We start from the raw sequence: 16574 nt of genomic DNA, 5'->3' as shown, positions 1-16574 counted from the left end.
GAGCATACCCAAACAATTTGCTCAAAAGCATTTTGATTTATACAATAGTATTTTAAGATAAACTAAACAACAATCTAAGTAGATGTATTTAACTCTACTCTTGTCTTCTTTTTAGGATGAACTAACCAAGGTATAGAAGGTGTATAAAAACGATATAAAGGTAGTATAAAGGCGTTATAGAAGGAATAACCAAATCGAATAAATTTTGAAGAAATGTAAAATAATAGTATATTTAAATTATTGACATTCAGTAAGTAAATATAATGTTATTATGGCAAAGTCAGACAATTTATTTAATATTCGAGGAAAAGTAGGAGATTTGATATTTTTTCAGCGTAATGGACAAACGTTTGTCAAAAAAAATACAGGAGGGTTTGTAAATGGAAAATCACACGAACATCCCCGTACAAAAGCTGTACAACAACGTTTTAAAGAAGTCGCCATATTCGTAGGGCGTTTCAAAAAAGCACTTAATCCTATGATATGGCGACAAAAAGATGGAACTTTTCACAATCAATTGATGTCATTTTTCTCCAAAATAAGAAAAGAATCAACACAAGAAAACTTCTATTTAGCTTTGATTGATGCTCACGAAAAAGGAAAACTTCAGCACAAGAAACTAAATAAAAATTCGAAATTAAATCCATTTGATTGTACCTATTCTTTAGACGAAAACACTTTGTTTATAGAAAATAATTTAAGTCATTTTTGTGCTCAAAAGCATCCTACTGCATATTTAGAAATCTGTTTTGGATGGATATATTACAATAAGGAGTTAGAGTTAGAACTTGTTTGTCCGCAATATTTCTATTACTCTCTTGTAGAAAATCAAAATCCAAGACAAAAAATAACATGTGAATTGATAAACGATAATGAAAAAGTAACCGAATTTGCTTTACCAATAATCAGTATAACAGTTGTTTATCAACCACATGCTTCTTCTGGGGCGGCGCATCCTTATCATTTTACCCTCACAACAATTTTATAAAATACATGTCATTCCAAATCTAATTCTGTATATTTGCGTGACTTAAACACTATATAACTACACGTTAAACAAAATTAGTTGAGTTTGTATCGAGATCATTCAATATTCAACACGACCTAACCAGTCAATCATTTGTTTTTAATTGTAAAGATTTGTCCTATATTTTGTTTAAGAATCAGAACGTGAAAAGTTCCGAAAACAATGTTCAGGAATTCACACGATAAAAACAAATTTAAATCAAATGACCGAACAACCTTTAGTATCTATCATTATTCCAACATATAATCGTGCTGATTTAATAGGCGAAACATTAGATTCGATTATTGGACAAACTTACCAAAATTGGGAATGTATTGTAGTGGATGACGGAAGTACAGATAATACAGAAGAAGTTTTAAATCATTATATAGAAAAGGAAACTAGAATTTCTTATTATAAACGCCAAAGTAACTATAAGCCTGGAGGGAATGGTGCGCGGAATTACGGATTTGATATTTCAAAAGGCGAATACATCAATTGGTTTGATAGTGATGATGTGATGACCAGTGATTTTATTTCAGTAAAAATAAATAGTATAGAGAATGATGATATTATTATTTGCTCGCATAGTATAGTTAATTCTGAATTAGAATTAATCAAAGAGCATGATATTATAATTGAAAAGAATATTTTATATGATTATTTGGTTTGGGGAGATAATTTTAATGTATTAACTCCAAGTATATTATTTAATAAATTCTTTTTAACAAAGAATAACTTTAGATTTAATGAAGCCATATTACGAGGGCAAGAAACAGAATTTCTTCTGAGTATTTTTTCAAAAAATTACCAAACACTTAACTATAAAATAATTAATCAAGCACTTTTCTATTATAGACAACATTCAAGCACAAAATCAGCAAAAAATAGTAGTCAGCCTAAAATTTTTAATTTTTCGGGATGTTTTGTTAATTTTCAGAAATTGAAAATTTCTAAAAAGAATAACTATTTACGTATTGTTACAGATACAAAACAAAGATTAAAAAGATTATCAATTAAGGTTGTACAAGAGAGAGATTTTAAGAGTATGCTTTTTATTGTTAAAGAATTACTTACATTCAAAAGTTTTCAGGGAATCTTCTTAGGTATTGGTATTTTTATTTTCTATTTGTTTAATAAAACTCCTGAATTTATTTACAATCTATGGAGTAAAATATGATAAATTTTTTAATGAAAATTAAATCATAAACATCTATTAATTAAATGTATTATGAATAAAAAAATCGAAAATAATCTTTAATTATGGCAAATAGAGTTTCAATTATTATTCCTAATTATAATAGAGCAAATCTCATAGAAGAAACGTTAGATTCTATTATTAAACAGACATATAAAAACTGGGAATGTATAATTGTTGACGATGGTTCTACTGATAAATCTTTAGAAGTAATACAAAGTTTTGTCGAAAAAGATGAGAGATTCAGATTATATCAACGTCCAAAAGATTATCCGAAAGGAGCCAATTCTTGTCGTAATATTGGTAAGACGAGATCTACTGGAGATTATATTATCTTCTTTGACAGTGATGATTTGATGTTACCTAATCATATAGAGAGTAAGCTTAATACAATTTTGAGAAATAATTATGATTTTATAGTTTCTAAATCTGAATATTTTAATAACCCTGAGAGTAAAAATCCACTTAATTATAGAGAAATATCTAGTTTGCCAATAACCGCAAATAATTTTATTACAAAGAAAATTAATTGGATAACATTTGATGTAATCATTAAATCTTCAATAGCGAAATTAATTTTCTTTACTGAAAGGAATAAGTCCGCAGAAGAATATAATTATTTTGTAAAATTGGTATTGCTTACGGAGAATGCAATTTTTTTAGATGAAGTTTTAACACTTAGAAGATATCATAAAGATTCATATCAGGTGAATCTTGATAACTTAGAAAAATTAGCAGAGAATCAATATTATTATTACTTTGATACTTATAAAGAAACCATAGATTTAACTATATCTAAAGTTTCGCGTGAGTTTTTAATTTCTAATGCTATAACTTGTTTTTATAAAAATAAAAAAATGTTAAAACAAATCAATAAGAAAGAATTATATTATTATATAATTAAAGAATTTGGATTAATCAAAGGATTGAATAAAATAAGAATGATAGAATTTAAATAAATACCTCAATGATCCCAAAAATAATCCATTACTGTTGGTTTGGAGGTAATCCTAAACCAGCATCTTTTTATATCTGTCTTGAAAGTTGGAAAAAAGCCCTTCCTGATTACAAAATTATGGAATGGAATGAAACTAACTTCGATATCAATTGTTGTGAATATGTTAGATTAGCTGCAGAGAATAAAAAGTGGGCATTTGTTTCTGATTATTCACGAGCATTAGCTTTGTATCAATATGGAGGTATTTATATGGATATTGATGTTGAGGTAAAGTTTTCGTTGGATGAATTTTTAATTCATCGTGCATTTTCTGGTTTTGAGATTAAAGGTTCACCTTTTACAGCACTTTGGGCAACAGAAAAAGGACATCCTTGGGCAAAACGAGTAATTGATTTTTATGATGAAAAAACAAGTTTCGACTTAACGACTAATACCGTTTTTGTATCTGATTTATTAGTGAAAGAATATGGAATTGACCCTGATAGAGATGAATACCAAGAAGGAAAAGATGGAATTGTAATTTACCCATCTACTTATTTCTGTTTAGATTTACCTAAAAATTATGCAACTCATCATTTTGTCGGAACATGGCATGATAGAGATTATCCAAATCCATTCAAAGATTATGTACATGCTTATTATAAAACAAGAGAGTTTGCTGAACTAAAAAATGGGAAAAAGGAAGTGCATAATGTAATTTACAATCATAAGATGATAGAAGTAGAACAGGTTCTGAATCAAATTCCATTTCGTATGATTGTTAACTATGTGCTAAAAAATCTTTTTAGTAAGAGATGATAAGGTCATAAGAATAACCTTTACTAAAGATTCTATTAATTTTACTTATATTTAACCAGTTGTGCATTTTGAATTAAAATTCGTGAATTCGAGTGATTTATCGAAATAAAATGTAGAAAATTAATCGAGCATAGAATTTTATCTTCAATAACTTTTTTCTCGACACAAAATTCTTTCAGAATTCCACTCGAAATGACAGTTTTATTGATAAAATAAACAAAAAAAAGCACAACGGATAATATTAATACGATTTAAAACCAACTGAACTAAAATGATAGCCTTAATCTATGGAACTCGACCTGAATTTCTGAAAGTATATCCAATTTTACTTGAAGCAAAGAAAAGAAGATTGCAGTTTATTACAATAAACACGGGTCAGCATACCAACATTTTGACAGAAATGGAAGAATTATTTGATTTTAAGCCAGATTATTTTCTTAAATCCCAATCAAATGAGTATTCAAATTCTAATTTATTAGCAAAATTAATAGATGGTATTGCTGAGATTGTAAAATCGAATGCAATAGAAAAAATAATTGCTCAAGGAGATACATTTACTGTTCTTGCTTCATCAATGGTTGCATTTTTAGAAAAAAAAGAATTTTATCATGTAGAAGCAGGATTAAGAACAGATGATATTTGTTTTCCTTTTCCAGAAGAGTATAACCGTAGAGTAGTTTCGTTGACAAGTAAAATAAATTTTGCACCAACAGAACTTGCTAAAAATAATTTATTAAAAGAGAATATTTCTGAAGATAAAATTATACTTACAGGAAATACAATTATTGATTTATTAAGCCACGTCTTAAAAAAAGAGGCTATATCTTTAGAAAAAGAAGCTACCGTTTTTATTACAGCACATAGAAGAGAAAATATTAGTGAAAATATGTTTTCTATTTGCGAGGCTATAAAAGAATTGGCGATTGAGAATCCTTTGATTACATTTTATTGGAGTTTACACCCTAATCCAAAAACGAGAGAGTTTATTTTCAAAACATTTGATGATGTTCCACAAAATTGTAAATCGTCAGCAAAAAGTGGACATCTAAGACCTAAAATTTAAGCTAGTGTTTTAAAAAGCATTAACTTTAATTATGGCAAATTCAAAAAAGAAAACTCCTGAAAAATTTGTAAAAGATATTCGTCAAAACACAAGACGAATATTTACAGCGGAACAAAAGATTTTAATTGTGATGGAAGCCTTACGTGCTGAGATTTCAATAGCTGAACTTTGCCGCAAATATGCTATTTCACAATCTCAATTTTATAAGTGGAATAAAGAATTTTTAGAAGCTGGTAAAAAACGATTGTCTGGAGATATTACACGAGAAGCAACAAGTGATGATGTAAGTGATTTACGCAAAGAGAATCAGCGTTTAAAAGAGATTGTAGCTGATTTAGTTGTTCGCTATGATATCGTAAAAAAAACCTTGGATTCGTTGGATTAAAGACAAAATTCAAGAAATATATGCGATTATCAGCAAGTGAAAAACACGAAATCATACAGATTGTAACTCGATCAGAAATTGGGGTTAAACGAACTTTAGAGGAGTTTGGAATTGCCCGAAGCACCTTCTATAAATGGTATTCAAATTATTTAGAAAATGGTTTTGAAGGTTTAGAATCTAAACGCCATTCAATTCATCGAAAATGGAATAGTATTCCTGAATCTCAGAAAGATTTAATTGTAGAATTAGCTCTAGATTATCCAGAGTTATCTGCTAGAGAACTGGCTTTCAAAATGACTGATGAATTAGGAATTTATATTTCAGAATCGAGTGTTTATCGAATATTGAAGCAACGAGATTTAATTTCTGCTCCCAATCATATTTTAATTGTAGCAGCGAATGAATTTAAAGATAAAACAAATTTTGTTCATCAAATGTGGCAAACCGATTTTACTTATTTTAAAATTATTGGATGGGGATGGTATTATTTGAGCACAATTTTAGACGATTACAGTCGATATATTATTCATTGGGAATTGTGTAGCTCCATGAAAGCTGAAGATGTGAAAAGAACTGTAAAAACAGCAATTGAAAAAGCGAAATTAAAGACGAAACAGAAACCAAAATTATTATCGGATAATGGACCTTGTTATGTGTCAAGTGAATTAAAAGATTACTTGAAAAATACGCAAAAAATGAAGCATGTAAGAGGAAAACCACTACATCCACAAACACAAGGAAAAATCGAAAGGTATCATAGAACAATGAAAAATGTAGTGAAATTAGATCATTATTATCATCCTGATGAGCTGAAAGAAGCTCTAAATAAGTTTGTAGAAAATTATAACAATTCTAGGTATCATGAGGCTTTGAACAACCTTACACCTTCGGATGTTTATTTTGGTAGAGCAGATAAAATTTTGGAACAAAGAGCAATTATTAAACAACAAACAATTGCAAAAAGAAGGCAGTTGTATTTTCAAGAAAAAATAATAAATTTATAAACCAAACACTCTCTTAATTTTTAGAAAGAGGTGTCTAAATTATTTTGACAACGTACACCACAAAATATAAAATTTATAGAACCACTGAACTATATAGAGGCGGTAAAATTAATGGCAAAATCACTACTAATTATTTCTGATTCTGGTGGAATCCAAGAAGAAGCACCAACTCTACAGAAAAGAGTTATTATACTGCGAGAAGAAACCGAGCGACCAGAAGTTTTAGCATGTGGATGTGGTGTATTAGTTGGTGCAAATAAGCAAATGATAAAAGATGAATTTTACAACGAATTACAAAAAGGAAATAATAATTTTATTAATCCTTTTGGAAATGGAAATGCATCACAACTTATTTTAGATCATTTATTATGATTATTGGTAAAGGGTTAATTGCTTCTCAGTTTCTTGATAGCGATAGAGATGATGTTGTTTTTTTTGCTTCTGGAGTTTCTAATTCTTCAGAAACAAGGGAAGAAGAGTTTTTACGCGAACAAAATTTAGTTGAGGAGACAATGGCAAAATATTCAAACAAATTGTTTGTTTATTTTAGTACATGTTCTATTTACGATTCTTCAAAATATAATTCGCCTTATGTACTTCATAAACTTCATATCGAAGAAATAATAAAACAAAAAGCAGAACATTTTCTTATTTTAAGAGTTAGTAATGCTGTTGGGAGAGGAGGAAATCCTAATTTGCTGATGAATTATTTATCAAGACAAATCAAGACAGGACAGGATTTGGTTGTTCATCAACATGCAACACGTAATTTGATTGATGTAGAAGATGTAAAACGTATTACACTACAATACATAGAATTTGGTAAATGGAATAAAATTGTAAATGTCGCTTATACAGAAAATTTTTATATCCCAGAGATCATTTTGACTTTTGAAATTTTATTAAATAAAAAATCAAAAAAAAGTATTGAAAATAAAGGTGAACATTATTCAATAGATGTACATGAATTACAGTATCAATTTTCTTTACAAGATAAAAAAGAGTATTTGAATAATTTAATCAAAGAGTATTATGTCAGAAATTAAATTAGCAATAGTTATCCCGTATTATAAATTAACTTATTTTGAAGAGACATTACGAAGTTTATCAAATCAAACTGATAATAGATTTAATTTATACATAGGGAATGATAATAGTCCAGAAGACCCTTCGACTTTGATAGAATCATATAGACAAAAAATTAATTTAACCTATTTGAAATTTGAAGAAAATTATGGAGGCCAAGGTAAATTAGTTGAACAATGGGAAAGGTGTATTGCATTAACAAATGAAGAAGAATATATTCAAATTTTAGGTGATGATGATTTAGTCAGTGATAATTTTGTAGAAACTTTTTATGAGATTATTTATAAAAAAGGTAATTTCGACTTGTTAAGATTTAAGATGTTAAAGATATCTGAACAAAGTAAAATACTGAAAGAATTTAATCAAATAGAAAATCTTAATTCTAAACAACATTTATTAAATGACTTAAATCAAATTTATTGGATTTCAATATCTGAAAATGTATTTTCTCGAGAAGTTTTTGAAAAAAGAGGAATTAGGAAATATCCCTTAGCTTGGAGAAGTGATGCAATGTTAGTTTTTGAATTTGGGATGGATAGTTTAGAAATATCAAATCAGGCATTTGTTGGAATAAGAAGAAGTGAAGTACAGTTAACAACAAATGTTAGTGCTAAAGTTGTTAAGTATAAAAAAACTGCCATGAGTATATTTTATAATGATTTACTTAATGAATATGAATTAAGATTTAATAAGTATGAAAAAATAAAATTTGTTAAGAAATTAATTTATTATACCGAAAAAATAAACTCAAATCAAAAAAAAATAATTCGAAATAATTTAAGTTTATTTACTTATTTAAAATATTATTTACTAAAAAAATGAAAGAACGGTTACTAAAAATTTTAAGAACTAAATTAGAATTTCTTTATGTTTTCTTACTCAAAGTTAGATCATTTTATAGACTTAGTTATCATAAAGTAATCCCGTACAAATATTTTTCTAATAAGTATAAAAATCACTTTTTAAATAATCACTTAGATGATAAATATCCAGTAAAAAGTAATCAAAAAATAGATAGGGTTATTTATTGTTTTTGGACAGGAGAAAATAAAATAACAAATAATAGAATAGAGTGTTTAAATATTTTAAAAAAGGATACTGGAATAGAAGTTAAATTAATTACAACAAAAAATTTGAATAGTTATATTCTGCCTGATTTTCCTTTACATCCAGCTTATCAGTATCTTTCATTAGTCCATAAATCAGATTATTTAAGGTGTTATTTTATGTATCATTATGGGGGAGGATATAGTGATATAAAGAGAAATAATAATAATTGGATAGAAATTTTTGAAAATTTAGAATCTAACTCAGAAAAAGTTATTGCTGGCTATCCTGAGTTTAATCCAAGTAAAATGGGAGGGAAAGGAGATAATATTGAGTTAAATAAAGATATTTTTAAATATTATAGATTATGTATAGGGAATTGTGGTTTTATATGTAAACCTTATTCACTTTTTGTTGCAGAATGGTATCAAGAATTGCATTATAGATTAGATAAATATTATGATGAACTTAAAAAAAATCCAGGCATAGACAGAGGTTTTAATAAAGGTTATCCTATCGAATGGTTTAGCATTTTATCAAGAATAATGGTTCCACTATCTTTAAAGTATCATAAACAAATCATTTATGACAAAAGGTTGATGCCAGATTTTAATAATTATTTATAATTTTGTACGTATAAAAAATTGATTTTTTAGAAAATACTTTTTTATTTATAAAATCATTCAATTTTATACGATCTCCACCTGTTATTTTAATTACAGATGGTAGATTTGAAAATCCTCTTAATAATAAATTTGAACAATATTCAACTCTATTTTTTGAACAATAATTAAAATAGAGACCATCATCTTCAGCATTTATTAAATAATACGAAAATTGATTATGTTGTAAAATTTTTTGAGCTGATAAATGCATAGTAAATGTTCTATCAAAAGGAGGGTTTATATTTTGTCTTATGTCTTCAAAATCATGATGTTTTTGATAATAATCTCTAGGGCTCTCACTTTTAAGTGCTTCAAGAAATTCATTTAACCATATTTTAATGAATTTAGAATTTTTTGGAGCAGCCATAAACCAATTTTCAATCATAGGTAAACTATCATTATCTCTCATCATATGAGGATTATAATAACCTACAAATTCAGTTTTATGATTTTGTTGCAGTGCAATGACCCAATCTAATGATTTTGTTAGAATAGTTGTGATATCTATCCAAATTCCTCCATACTTATTTAATAGCAACAATCGAATTAAATCAGCTTTATGTTGTACACTTGGAAACTTAATATCTTTAGGAAAATCATTTAAATATTCTTGGAGATTATAATCATTTACTATTATATATTTAAAATTAGGATTAATTCTACGATTAGAATTTATAAAATTTACTATATCTGATGGTAATTCTGAGGTGTTCCAATAAGACCATATAAATTTGTCAATACCCTGATCCACTTCTCCTTCTTTAATCTTTATACGTACGTAGTTTTTATATATAAATTGTTTGTTATCACCAATATATTTTAATTTTAATAAATTTATTTTATAATAAAGTTTCCATTTAACAGAATTTAATTTATCAATACATTTACCCCTCATAACGTTTCTTAAAGATTTTAAACCCAATATTAGTAGGAAGATTTAGTAATAAATTTTCCTTTTTTTGTTCTTTTGTAAAATCAGAACTACAATAATCAGAAAAAGTAAGAGATGGTGCTTTTTTCATGCGATTATAATTTATTTTGAAATAAGCTTCGTCTTTTAAGACTTTCCATTGCATTTGAATAATCAATTTCTTAAAGTTGATCATCCAACCTCGTATTAATCTTTTTCTATCTGTATCAGTTGTTTTTTGATAAGATTTTACAATCCATTCTAAAATAGTTTGATGATTTTCAGAGTTTCGTTTAGTTCGATTAAAAATGACAGAATTAGCGTGCAAATAATAATTATACGTTATATCATCAATAATAGATAAACTGTCTATCTTTTCCATGCAATGAAACATCCATAATTCGTCTTGCGCATATAAACCAGGAACAAAATAAATATTATGATGTTTGATAAATACCAAATCAATTAACTTATTCCAAGAAGAAACAGGAAAAGAACCTTTACAATAAGCTTCAAAAATACTTGAATTTGAATCGTAAATTTTTAATTGAGATCTTGTTGGAAAACCAAAATCTTTCGTCGTATTATCGAATGTATTCATCCAACGATTTTGAGCAATAACCATTTGGGTGTTATTTATCAGTACATTTTCTACTAATTTTTCGATACAGTTAAATGTAATATCATCATCACTATCCAAAAAATAAATATATTTTCCAGTAGATTTTTCAATTCCAGTATTGCGAACAACAGATAAGCCTTGATTCGTTTCTAAATGATATAACTTTATGTTTAGAGCTGTATTATTAGCGCGAAATTCTTCGATAAGTTGTATGCTATTATCGGGTGTACAATCATTAACTAAAATAATTTCAAGATTTTGATACGTTTGATTTTTTACAGATTCTAAACATCTGATTATATAATCTTCGCATTTAAAAACAGGAATATTGATACTGACTAATGGAGTTTGCATGTGATAAGTTTAGTTGTGCAAATTTAGTAAAAAAACAATGTATTTTTTTTTACAATTTAGTATTCTTGTAATAAAGTAGTTAATACAACGAAAAGTTGTAAATTTACCAACTAAATCAAACTAAATTCTATGAATAATCAATATGATTTTCTTATTATCGGTGCAGGTATTTTTGGAGCTGTATCAGCTTACGAGTTAACAAAAAAAGGATATAAATGTCTCGTTATTGAGAAAAGAAGTCACATTGCTGGAAATTGTTTTACAGAAAGTATAGAAGGGATAAATGTGCATAAATATGGTGCTCATATCTTTCATACAAATGATAAAACGATTTGGGATTATGTGAATCAATTCGCAGAATTTAATCGATATACAAATTCGCCAATAGCAAATTATAAAGGAGAAATCTACAATCTACCGTTTAATATGAATACGTTCCATCAACTATGGAATGTAAAAACTCCTGATGAAGCAAGAGCAATTATTGCTCAACAAGCGAACGAATTTGGAGTTGAAAATCCATCAAATTTAGAAGAACAAGCGATTTCTTTAGTTGGGTTTGATATTTACAATAAATTAATTAAAGAGTATACAGAAAAACAATGGGGCACAAAAGCAACTAATTTACCAGCTTTTATTATCAAACGTTTACCTGTTCGTTTTACGTATGATAACAATTATTTTAATGATAAATACCAAGGGATTCCAATAGGTGGATATACTCAAATTTTTGAAAAACTATTGGCAGGAATCGAGGTAAGACTTGATACGGATTATTTTAAAGATAAAGAATATTGGAATAATCTTGCTGAAAATATAATTTATACTGGACCAATTGATGCTTTTTTTGATTACAAATTTGGGCAATTAAATTACAGAAGTTTACGTTTTGAGAACGAAATTATTGAGCAAGAAAATTATCAAGGTGTGGCTGTTGTAAATTATACTTCGCATAATGAAAAATATACCAGAATAATTGAACATAAGCATTTCGAATATGGTACTCAATCCAAAACATATATCACAAAGGAATATTCTGATGATTGGAATTTGGATAAAGAACCATATTATCCAATTAATAATCAAGAAAATGATGAAATATTCTCAAAATATAAATCATTAAGTAAAGAAGTTTCTAATGTGATTTTTGGTGGACGATTAGCAGAATATAAATACTACGATATGCATCAAGTTTTTGGTTCTGCTTTAGTAAAAATGAAAAACATTCCGAATAAATACTAAATTATGTCAATAAATCAGCCTGCTATTACCTTGTTAATGTGTAATTACAATAATGCACATTATTTGAGAAAAGGAATAGAAAGTGTATTAGCTCAAACATTCGAAAATTTTGAGTTGTTAATTTTAGATGACTGTTCAACGGATGAATCTGTAGAAATTATTAAAGAATATGTTCCGAAAGATGAGCGCATATCTTTCTATCAACAGAAACAAAATGGTGGTTATGGACAAGCTATTTATGATGCAATTAATCTTGCAAAAGCAGATTATGTAGGTATTATTGATCCTGATGATGCGTTGGTGCCAGAAGCATTAGAAGTAATGTTATCTCGTTTACAAGAAAAACCAAATTTAGCTGGTTTATATTCTCAACATTGGATTTGTGATAAAGATCTTAATCCTGTAGAAGTTTGTAAAACAAGTACTAAAATTCCAAATGGAATGACTTATTTAGAATATGGAAAGTCTGCTATGACTCATTTTTTTGTGTTTAATAGATTGAAGTTTATCGAAAATGGTAACATTGACAGAACTATGAGAAATGCGTTAGATCAGGATTGGTATTATAAAGTAGAGGAAGTAGGCGAGATAGATTTTGTAGAGCAACCTCTTTATTTTTATCGTATTTCTCCGACAGGAATTTCTCAAGGTTTTAAGAAAAGTTATATAACCTATCGTGATCATCATATTATAAAAGAACGTGCACTAGATAGAAGAGGTATCAAAGGAAAAAAACGCAAAGAAATTTTAGGAAAATCAAGATCAGAAGTGATGTATAAAAAGTTTAATTACTTACTTAATGAGAAAAATCCTACATTTTTAATTCCTTTGATTGAATGTTTTTTTAGAAGCCCAATTTCTACAGTTCAGGCTATTTTATACAAAATGAAAAAATAATAAATGGATATCATTATAAAATCATTTAATCGTCCTTATTATTTGGATCGATGTATACAATCGATTATCAAAAATGTAACAGGTAATTTTCTAATAAAGATTGTTGATGATGGTACTCCAAAAGAATATTTAGATAAAATTGTAGAAAAATATGCAGTGGAAATTATTCCTACAATTAATTATAATCAGAAGTCTAAAAACATAAAAGAAGATATTGTGAACAATGGTTTTGCAGTACCTACGGAAAGTTGGAGAAAGGCAGTAGAAAATGCTTCAGATTATTTTTTAATCACAGAAGATGACGTTTGGTTTACCAAAGAAATTAATTGTAACGAATTGATTTCTGAAATGAAGTCTAACAACATTCATTTAACAAAATTAGGTATTTTAGGTATTTATTCTGATGATAACTATGCTGAAGTTAATTCACTTTCTAATCAATTAGAAACGACTTATCCTTTAAAAACATTTACATCTAATCCGTTTATTATGGATTTATTTATGTTTAATAAATTTAAGTTTTTTACCTTCTTGTATAAATTAGGTTTGGTTGATAATCAAACTAAGCGTAAATATTGGATATTAAACTCTATTTTAATGGGAGTTTACCGAAAAGATTATTGGTTGTACATGTGGAAAGATTCTGTCAATTTGTTAGACGAAAAAATACAATTGCGTAATGCAGGAGTGTGGTTTGGGAAACACAAAAATAATAGAAATCTTATTGCAAGAACGAAAGAAGAGAAAATGAAAACAACCTTCAAATCTTCTGCTTCTGGACAATATCATAATTATGACATTCATTTGTCAGTTGATAAAGTAAACCAAATTTTAAACGAAGCTTGGTTAAATAACGAGTTTGATTCAATGCAAAATTATCCAAAAGATTTTTCAGATGATTATATCAAATCTTTTTTAGATAAAGAAAATCATCCTGATGCCCAATATGATGAATGGTTTAAATGGGCTGAAAAGTTTCGTCAACAATACAGAAATTTAGGAGCAGAAGTTGATAATTAAAAATACAGCGCCACAAAAAAAAACCTCAACTATGTTGAGGTTTTTTTCTATAAAGACTGTAATCTTATTCTTGAATTAAAAGTCGGAACCCTTCTCCGTGAATATTCACGATTTCTACTGCAGGATCTTTCTTTAAATACTTACGTAATTTTGCAATATATACGTCCATAGAACGCGATGTAAAGTAATTATCATCGTGCCAAATACGTGTTAAGGCAATCTCACGAGGCATTAAATCGTTTTTGTAAACAGCTAATAAACGCAACAATTCGTTTTCTTTTGGTGAAAGTTTTTGTGATTTACCATCGTAAATTAATTGTCTCAATTTTGCATTGAACGTAAACTTACCAATTTTGAAATCTTCTTGTTCAAATTTTTCTTCTTCACCAGAATTACGTTGTAAAACAGCTTTTATTTTGTACAATAAAACTTCCGAATCAAATGGTTTTAAGACATAGTCGTCTGCTCCAATTTTGTAACCATTCAAAACATCCTCGCGCATGTTTTTCGCTGTTAAAAATATAATTGGTTGTTCACTTTTTAGTTCTTTGATCTCTTTTCCTAATGTAAAACCATCTTTTTTAGGCATCATTACATCAAGGATGCATAGATCATAATCACTTTCTTTAAATTTGGCAAGACCGTCTTCACCATCGATTGCGTGCGTTACGTCAAAATCGTTTATAACCAAATAATCCTTTAATACACTTCCGAAGCTTGGATCATCTTCTACTAAAAGTAATCGTTGTTTATCACTCATTGATCTATGATTTTAGAGGAATTTTAATGAAAAAAGTACTTCCTTTTCCTGCTGAACTTTCTGCCCAAACTTGTCCACCGTGAAGCTGAACGATTTTTTTGACATAAGCCAACCCAAGTCCATGACCTTTTACATTGTGTATATTTCCCGTTTCTTCTCTATAAAATTGTTCAAATATTTTTTTCAGAACGTTTTGCGGCATTCCCATTCCTTTATCAGAAATTTCAATTAAAAAATTGTTGTCTTTGTTGTATGTTTTTACTCTAATCTCCGGTGTGTTTGGAGAGTATTTTCGAGCATTATCCAATACATTAATAACGATATTCTCTAAATGGAACGGATCTCCTTTTACAAATGATTGTTCTGCGTTGTATTCTTCAAATATTGTACCATTTCTTTCTTCTACAATAAATCTTATCGGCTCAACACTTTTTTGTACAATCCCATTCAAATTTACTTCCTGAAAATTCATATCCATTTGATTGCGATCAAGCTTTGACATTCGTAAGACCATCTCAACGTGAGCATTCATACGTTTGTTCTCTTGTTTGATCAAATCTGCATAATATTTCACCTTTTCAGGATCAGTAAATATTTTTTCGTTACGCAATGCATCAGACGCAATATTAATGGTTGCAATAGGCGTTTTGAATTCGTGCGTCATATTATTGATAAAATCAGTCTTAATTTCCGAACTCTTGCGTTGCAATTGCATGTAATAAATTGACAATGAGAAAACCGTAATAATAATCATGGTTAAGATAAATGTCAATGAAATAACTGGAACTGTTGGCGCAACAATGGCTAAATTTCGGTTAACAAAATTTGCTGCCAAATAATATTCGATATGATCCTTTCTGTCCAAAAATAGCGGAACCATAAATTCGATTTTATTGCGATCAAAATCTTTTGATTTGACATTTGTTTCTGTCGAATCTTTTTTCAAAACTGCCAAAATTGGCATTGCTTGATGAATTCCTCTGTTACGTAATTCGTTTTTCAAAATCGAATCTAACATTGCATAATTCACACGTTTGTCGATCGGCGTAGAGCCTGCATCCCAACGCGCAGCGCTTTCCAGCGTAAATGTTCCGTCTTGTAAAGCATGCTCAAAATTCAGATTCAGATTCGGAATTCCTCTAGCAGAAGAATCTTTGTCTATCTTGAAAACTCGCTCCTGCGAATAAATATTCGCTTTCGTCAAACTATCATTGTATTTTCCAGATGACGGCAACATCGATTTTTCGACCACATAACGCGTTACATAAGCATACGTTACACCAAGCGAATCTTTGATGACTTGATTGGTTACAACTTGCGGTTTATCTTTATTTGACTTTAAATCTGATTGTATATTATTGAATTTCTTATAATATCGCTCTAATTCGTTTTTATTTATTTTTTCAGTTGTATAATTCATCGCTTGGTACACGTTGTTGTTAAAACTGTCTGTACCATTCTGAATTGTTAAGTTTAGCCAATAGAATTGAATGATTATCAATCCTATAAGGGCAACACTCATGATAACGATTAAGATTTTATAAAATCCTTTTTTCATT

Annotated in this window: 16 protein-coding genes and 1 pseudogene; 13 read left to right on the top strand and 4 right to left on the bottom strand. The window is 28.2% G+C overall.

All coding sequences use genetic code 11. From position 1 onward, the window contains the following. The first annotated feature begins 271 nt into the window (after positions 1 to 271). The 10 genes and pseudogenes from AC2I98_RS08570 (at position 272) to AC2I98_RS08525 (ending at position 9171) form a co-directional block, all read left to right on the top strand. Positions 272 to 988, top strand: a complete 717-nt coding sequence (locus tag AC2I98_RS08570) for a hypothetical protein (RefSeq protein ID WP_486411295.1) — start codon at positions 272 to 274, stop codon at positions 986 to 988. A gap of 241 nt (positions 989 to 1229) precedes the next feature. Next, the gene (locus AC2I98_RS08565) at positions 1230 to 2186 is read left to right on the top strand and encodes a glycosyltransferase family 2 protein (protein ID WP_486411294.1); all 957 of its coding nucleotides are present in this window, start codon (positions 1230 to 1232) and stop codon (positions 2184 to 2186) included. Between the two features lie 83 nt (positions 2187 to 2269). After that, the gene (locus AC2I98_RS08560) at positions 2270 to 3163 is read left to right on the top strand and encodes a glycosyltransferase family 2 protein (RefSeq protein WP_486411293.1); all 894 of its coding nucleotides are present in this window, start codon (positions 2270 to 2272) and stop codon (positions 3161 to 3163) included. Between the two features lie 8 nt (positions 3164 to 3171). Further along, on the top strand, positions 3172 to 3960 hold the full coding sequence (locus AC2I98_RS08555; RefSeq protein WP_280049744.1) for a glycosyltransferase family 32 protein: 789 nt from the start codon (positions 3172 to 3174) through the stop codon (positions 3958 to 3960). 271 nt (positions 3961 to 4231) lie between these two features. After that, on the top strand, positions 4232 to 5023 hold the full coding sequence (locus AC2I98_RS08550) for a UDP-N-acetylglucosamine 2-epimerase (protein ID WP_486411292.1): 792 nt from the start codon (positions 4232 to 4234) through the stop codon (positions 5021 to 5023). A gap of 31 nt (positions 5024 to 5054) precedes the next feature. Further along, positions 5055 to 6412, top strand: a pseudogene (locus tag AC2I98_RS08545) (IS3 family transposase). A 111-nt stretch (positions 6413 to 6523) separates the two neighbouring features. After that, positions 6524 to 6784: a UDP-N-acetylglucosamine 2-epimerase gene (locus AC2I98_RS08540; RefSeq protein WP_486411291.1), complete on the top strand. Its 261-nt coding sequence runs from the start codon at positions 6524 to 6526 to the stop codon at positions 6782 to 6784. Then, positions 6781 to 7458 carry an NAD-dependent epimerase/dehydratase family protein gene (locus AC2I98_RS08535; protein ID WP_486411290.1) on the top strand — a complete coding sequence of 226 codons (678 nt, stop codon included), beginning with the start codon at positions 6781 to 6783 and terminating at the stop codon, positions 7456 to 7458. The genes AC2I98_RS08540 and AC2I98_RS08535 overlap by 4 nt, the downstream gene beginning before the upstream one ends. Continuing rightward, positions 7445 to 8320 (top strand): glycosyltransferase family 2 protein, encoded by an 876-nt coding sequence (locus AC2I98_RS08530; RefSeq protein WP_486411289.1) that lies wholly within the window; start codon positions 7445 to 7447, stop codon positions 8318 to 8320. Before AC2I98_RS08535 ends, AC2I98_RS08530 begins: the two co-directional genes overlap by 14 nt. Continuing rightward, a complete protein-coding gene (locus AC2I98_RS08525; protein WP_448352877.1) occupies positions 8317 to 9171 on the top strand; it encodes a capsular polysaccharide synthesis protein in 855 nt (284 codons plus the stop codon). Before AC2I98_RS08530 ends, AC2I98_RS08525 begins: the two co-directional genes overlap by 4 nt. Here the strand turns inward: AC2I98_RS08525 and AC2I98_RS08520 are convergent. Beyond that, positions 9155 to 10132, bottom strand: a complete 978-nt coding sequence (locus AC2I98_RS08520) for a glycosyltransferase family 32 protein (protein WP_486411288.1) — start codon at positions 10130 to 10132, stop codon at positions 9155 to 9157. The two genes, AC2I98_RS08525 and AC2I98_RS08520, sit on opposite strands and share 17 nt — an antisense overlap. After that, complete coding sequence (locus tag AC2I98_RS08515; RefSeq protein WP_486411287.1) at positions 10095 to 11096, bottom strand: glycosyltransferase family 2 protein; 1002 nt, start codon at positions 11094 to 11096, stop codon at positions 10095 to 10097. The genes AC2I98_RS08520 and AC2I98_RS08515 overlap by 38 nt, the downstream gene beginning before the upstream one ends. A gap of 129 nt (positions 11097 to 11225) precedes the next feature. Between AC2I98_RS08515 and glf the strand changes: the two genes are divergently transcribed. From glf to AC2I98_RS08500, 3 genes are read left to right on the top strand one after another with little or no spacing between them, the layout of a single operon-like run. Beyond that, complete coding sequence (glf, locus tag AC2I98_RS08510) at positions 11226 to 12338, top strand: UDP-galactopyranose mutase (RefSeq protein WP_486411286.1); 1113 nt, start codon at positions 11226 to 11228, stop codon at positions 12336 to 12338. A gap of 3 nt (positions 12339 to 12341) precedes the next feature. Beyond that, positions 12342 to 13235, top strand: a complete 894-nt coding sequence (locus AC2I98_RS08505) for a glycosyltransferase family 2 protein (protein ID WP_486411285.1) — start codon at positions 12342 to 12344, stop codon at positions 13233 to 13235. Positions 13236 to 13238: 3 nt separating this feature from the next. Then, positions 13239 to 14255 (top strand): glycosyltransferase, encoded by a 1017-nt coding sequence (locus AC2I98_RS08500; protein WP_486411284.1) that lies wholly within the window; start codon positions 13239 to 13241, stop codon positions 14253 to 14255. Positions 14256 to 14319: 64 nt separating this feature from the next. Here the strand turns inward: AC2I98_RS08500 and AC2I98_RS08495 are convergent, their stop codons facing one another. Both AC2I98_RS08495 and AC2I98_RS08490 read right to left on the bottom strand, forming a co-directional pair. Then, positions 14320 to 15015 (bottom strand): response regulator transcription factor, encoded by a 696-nt coding sequence (locus tag AC2I98_RS08495; protein WP_019974263.1) that lies wholly within the window; start codon positions 15013 to 15015, stop codon positions 14320 to 14322. Between the two features lie 4 nt (positions 15016 to 15019). Beyond that, the gene (locus tag AC2I98_RS08490; protein ID WP_114998924.1) at positions 15020 to 16573 is read right to left on the bottom strand and encodes a sensor histidine kinase; all 1554 of its coding nucleotides are present in this window, start codon (positions 16571 to 16573) and stop codon (positions 15020 to 15022) included. Between the last annotated feature and the right edge of the window lies 1 nt (position 16574).

Source organism: Empedobacter sp. EJD.6dd (assembly GCF_057369435.1).
This window is presented reverse-complemented; position numbering and strand designations above follow the sequence as displayed.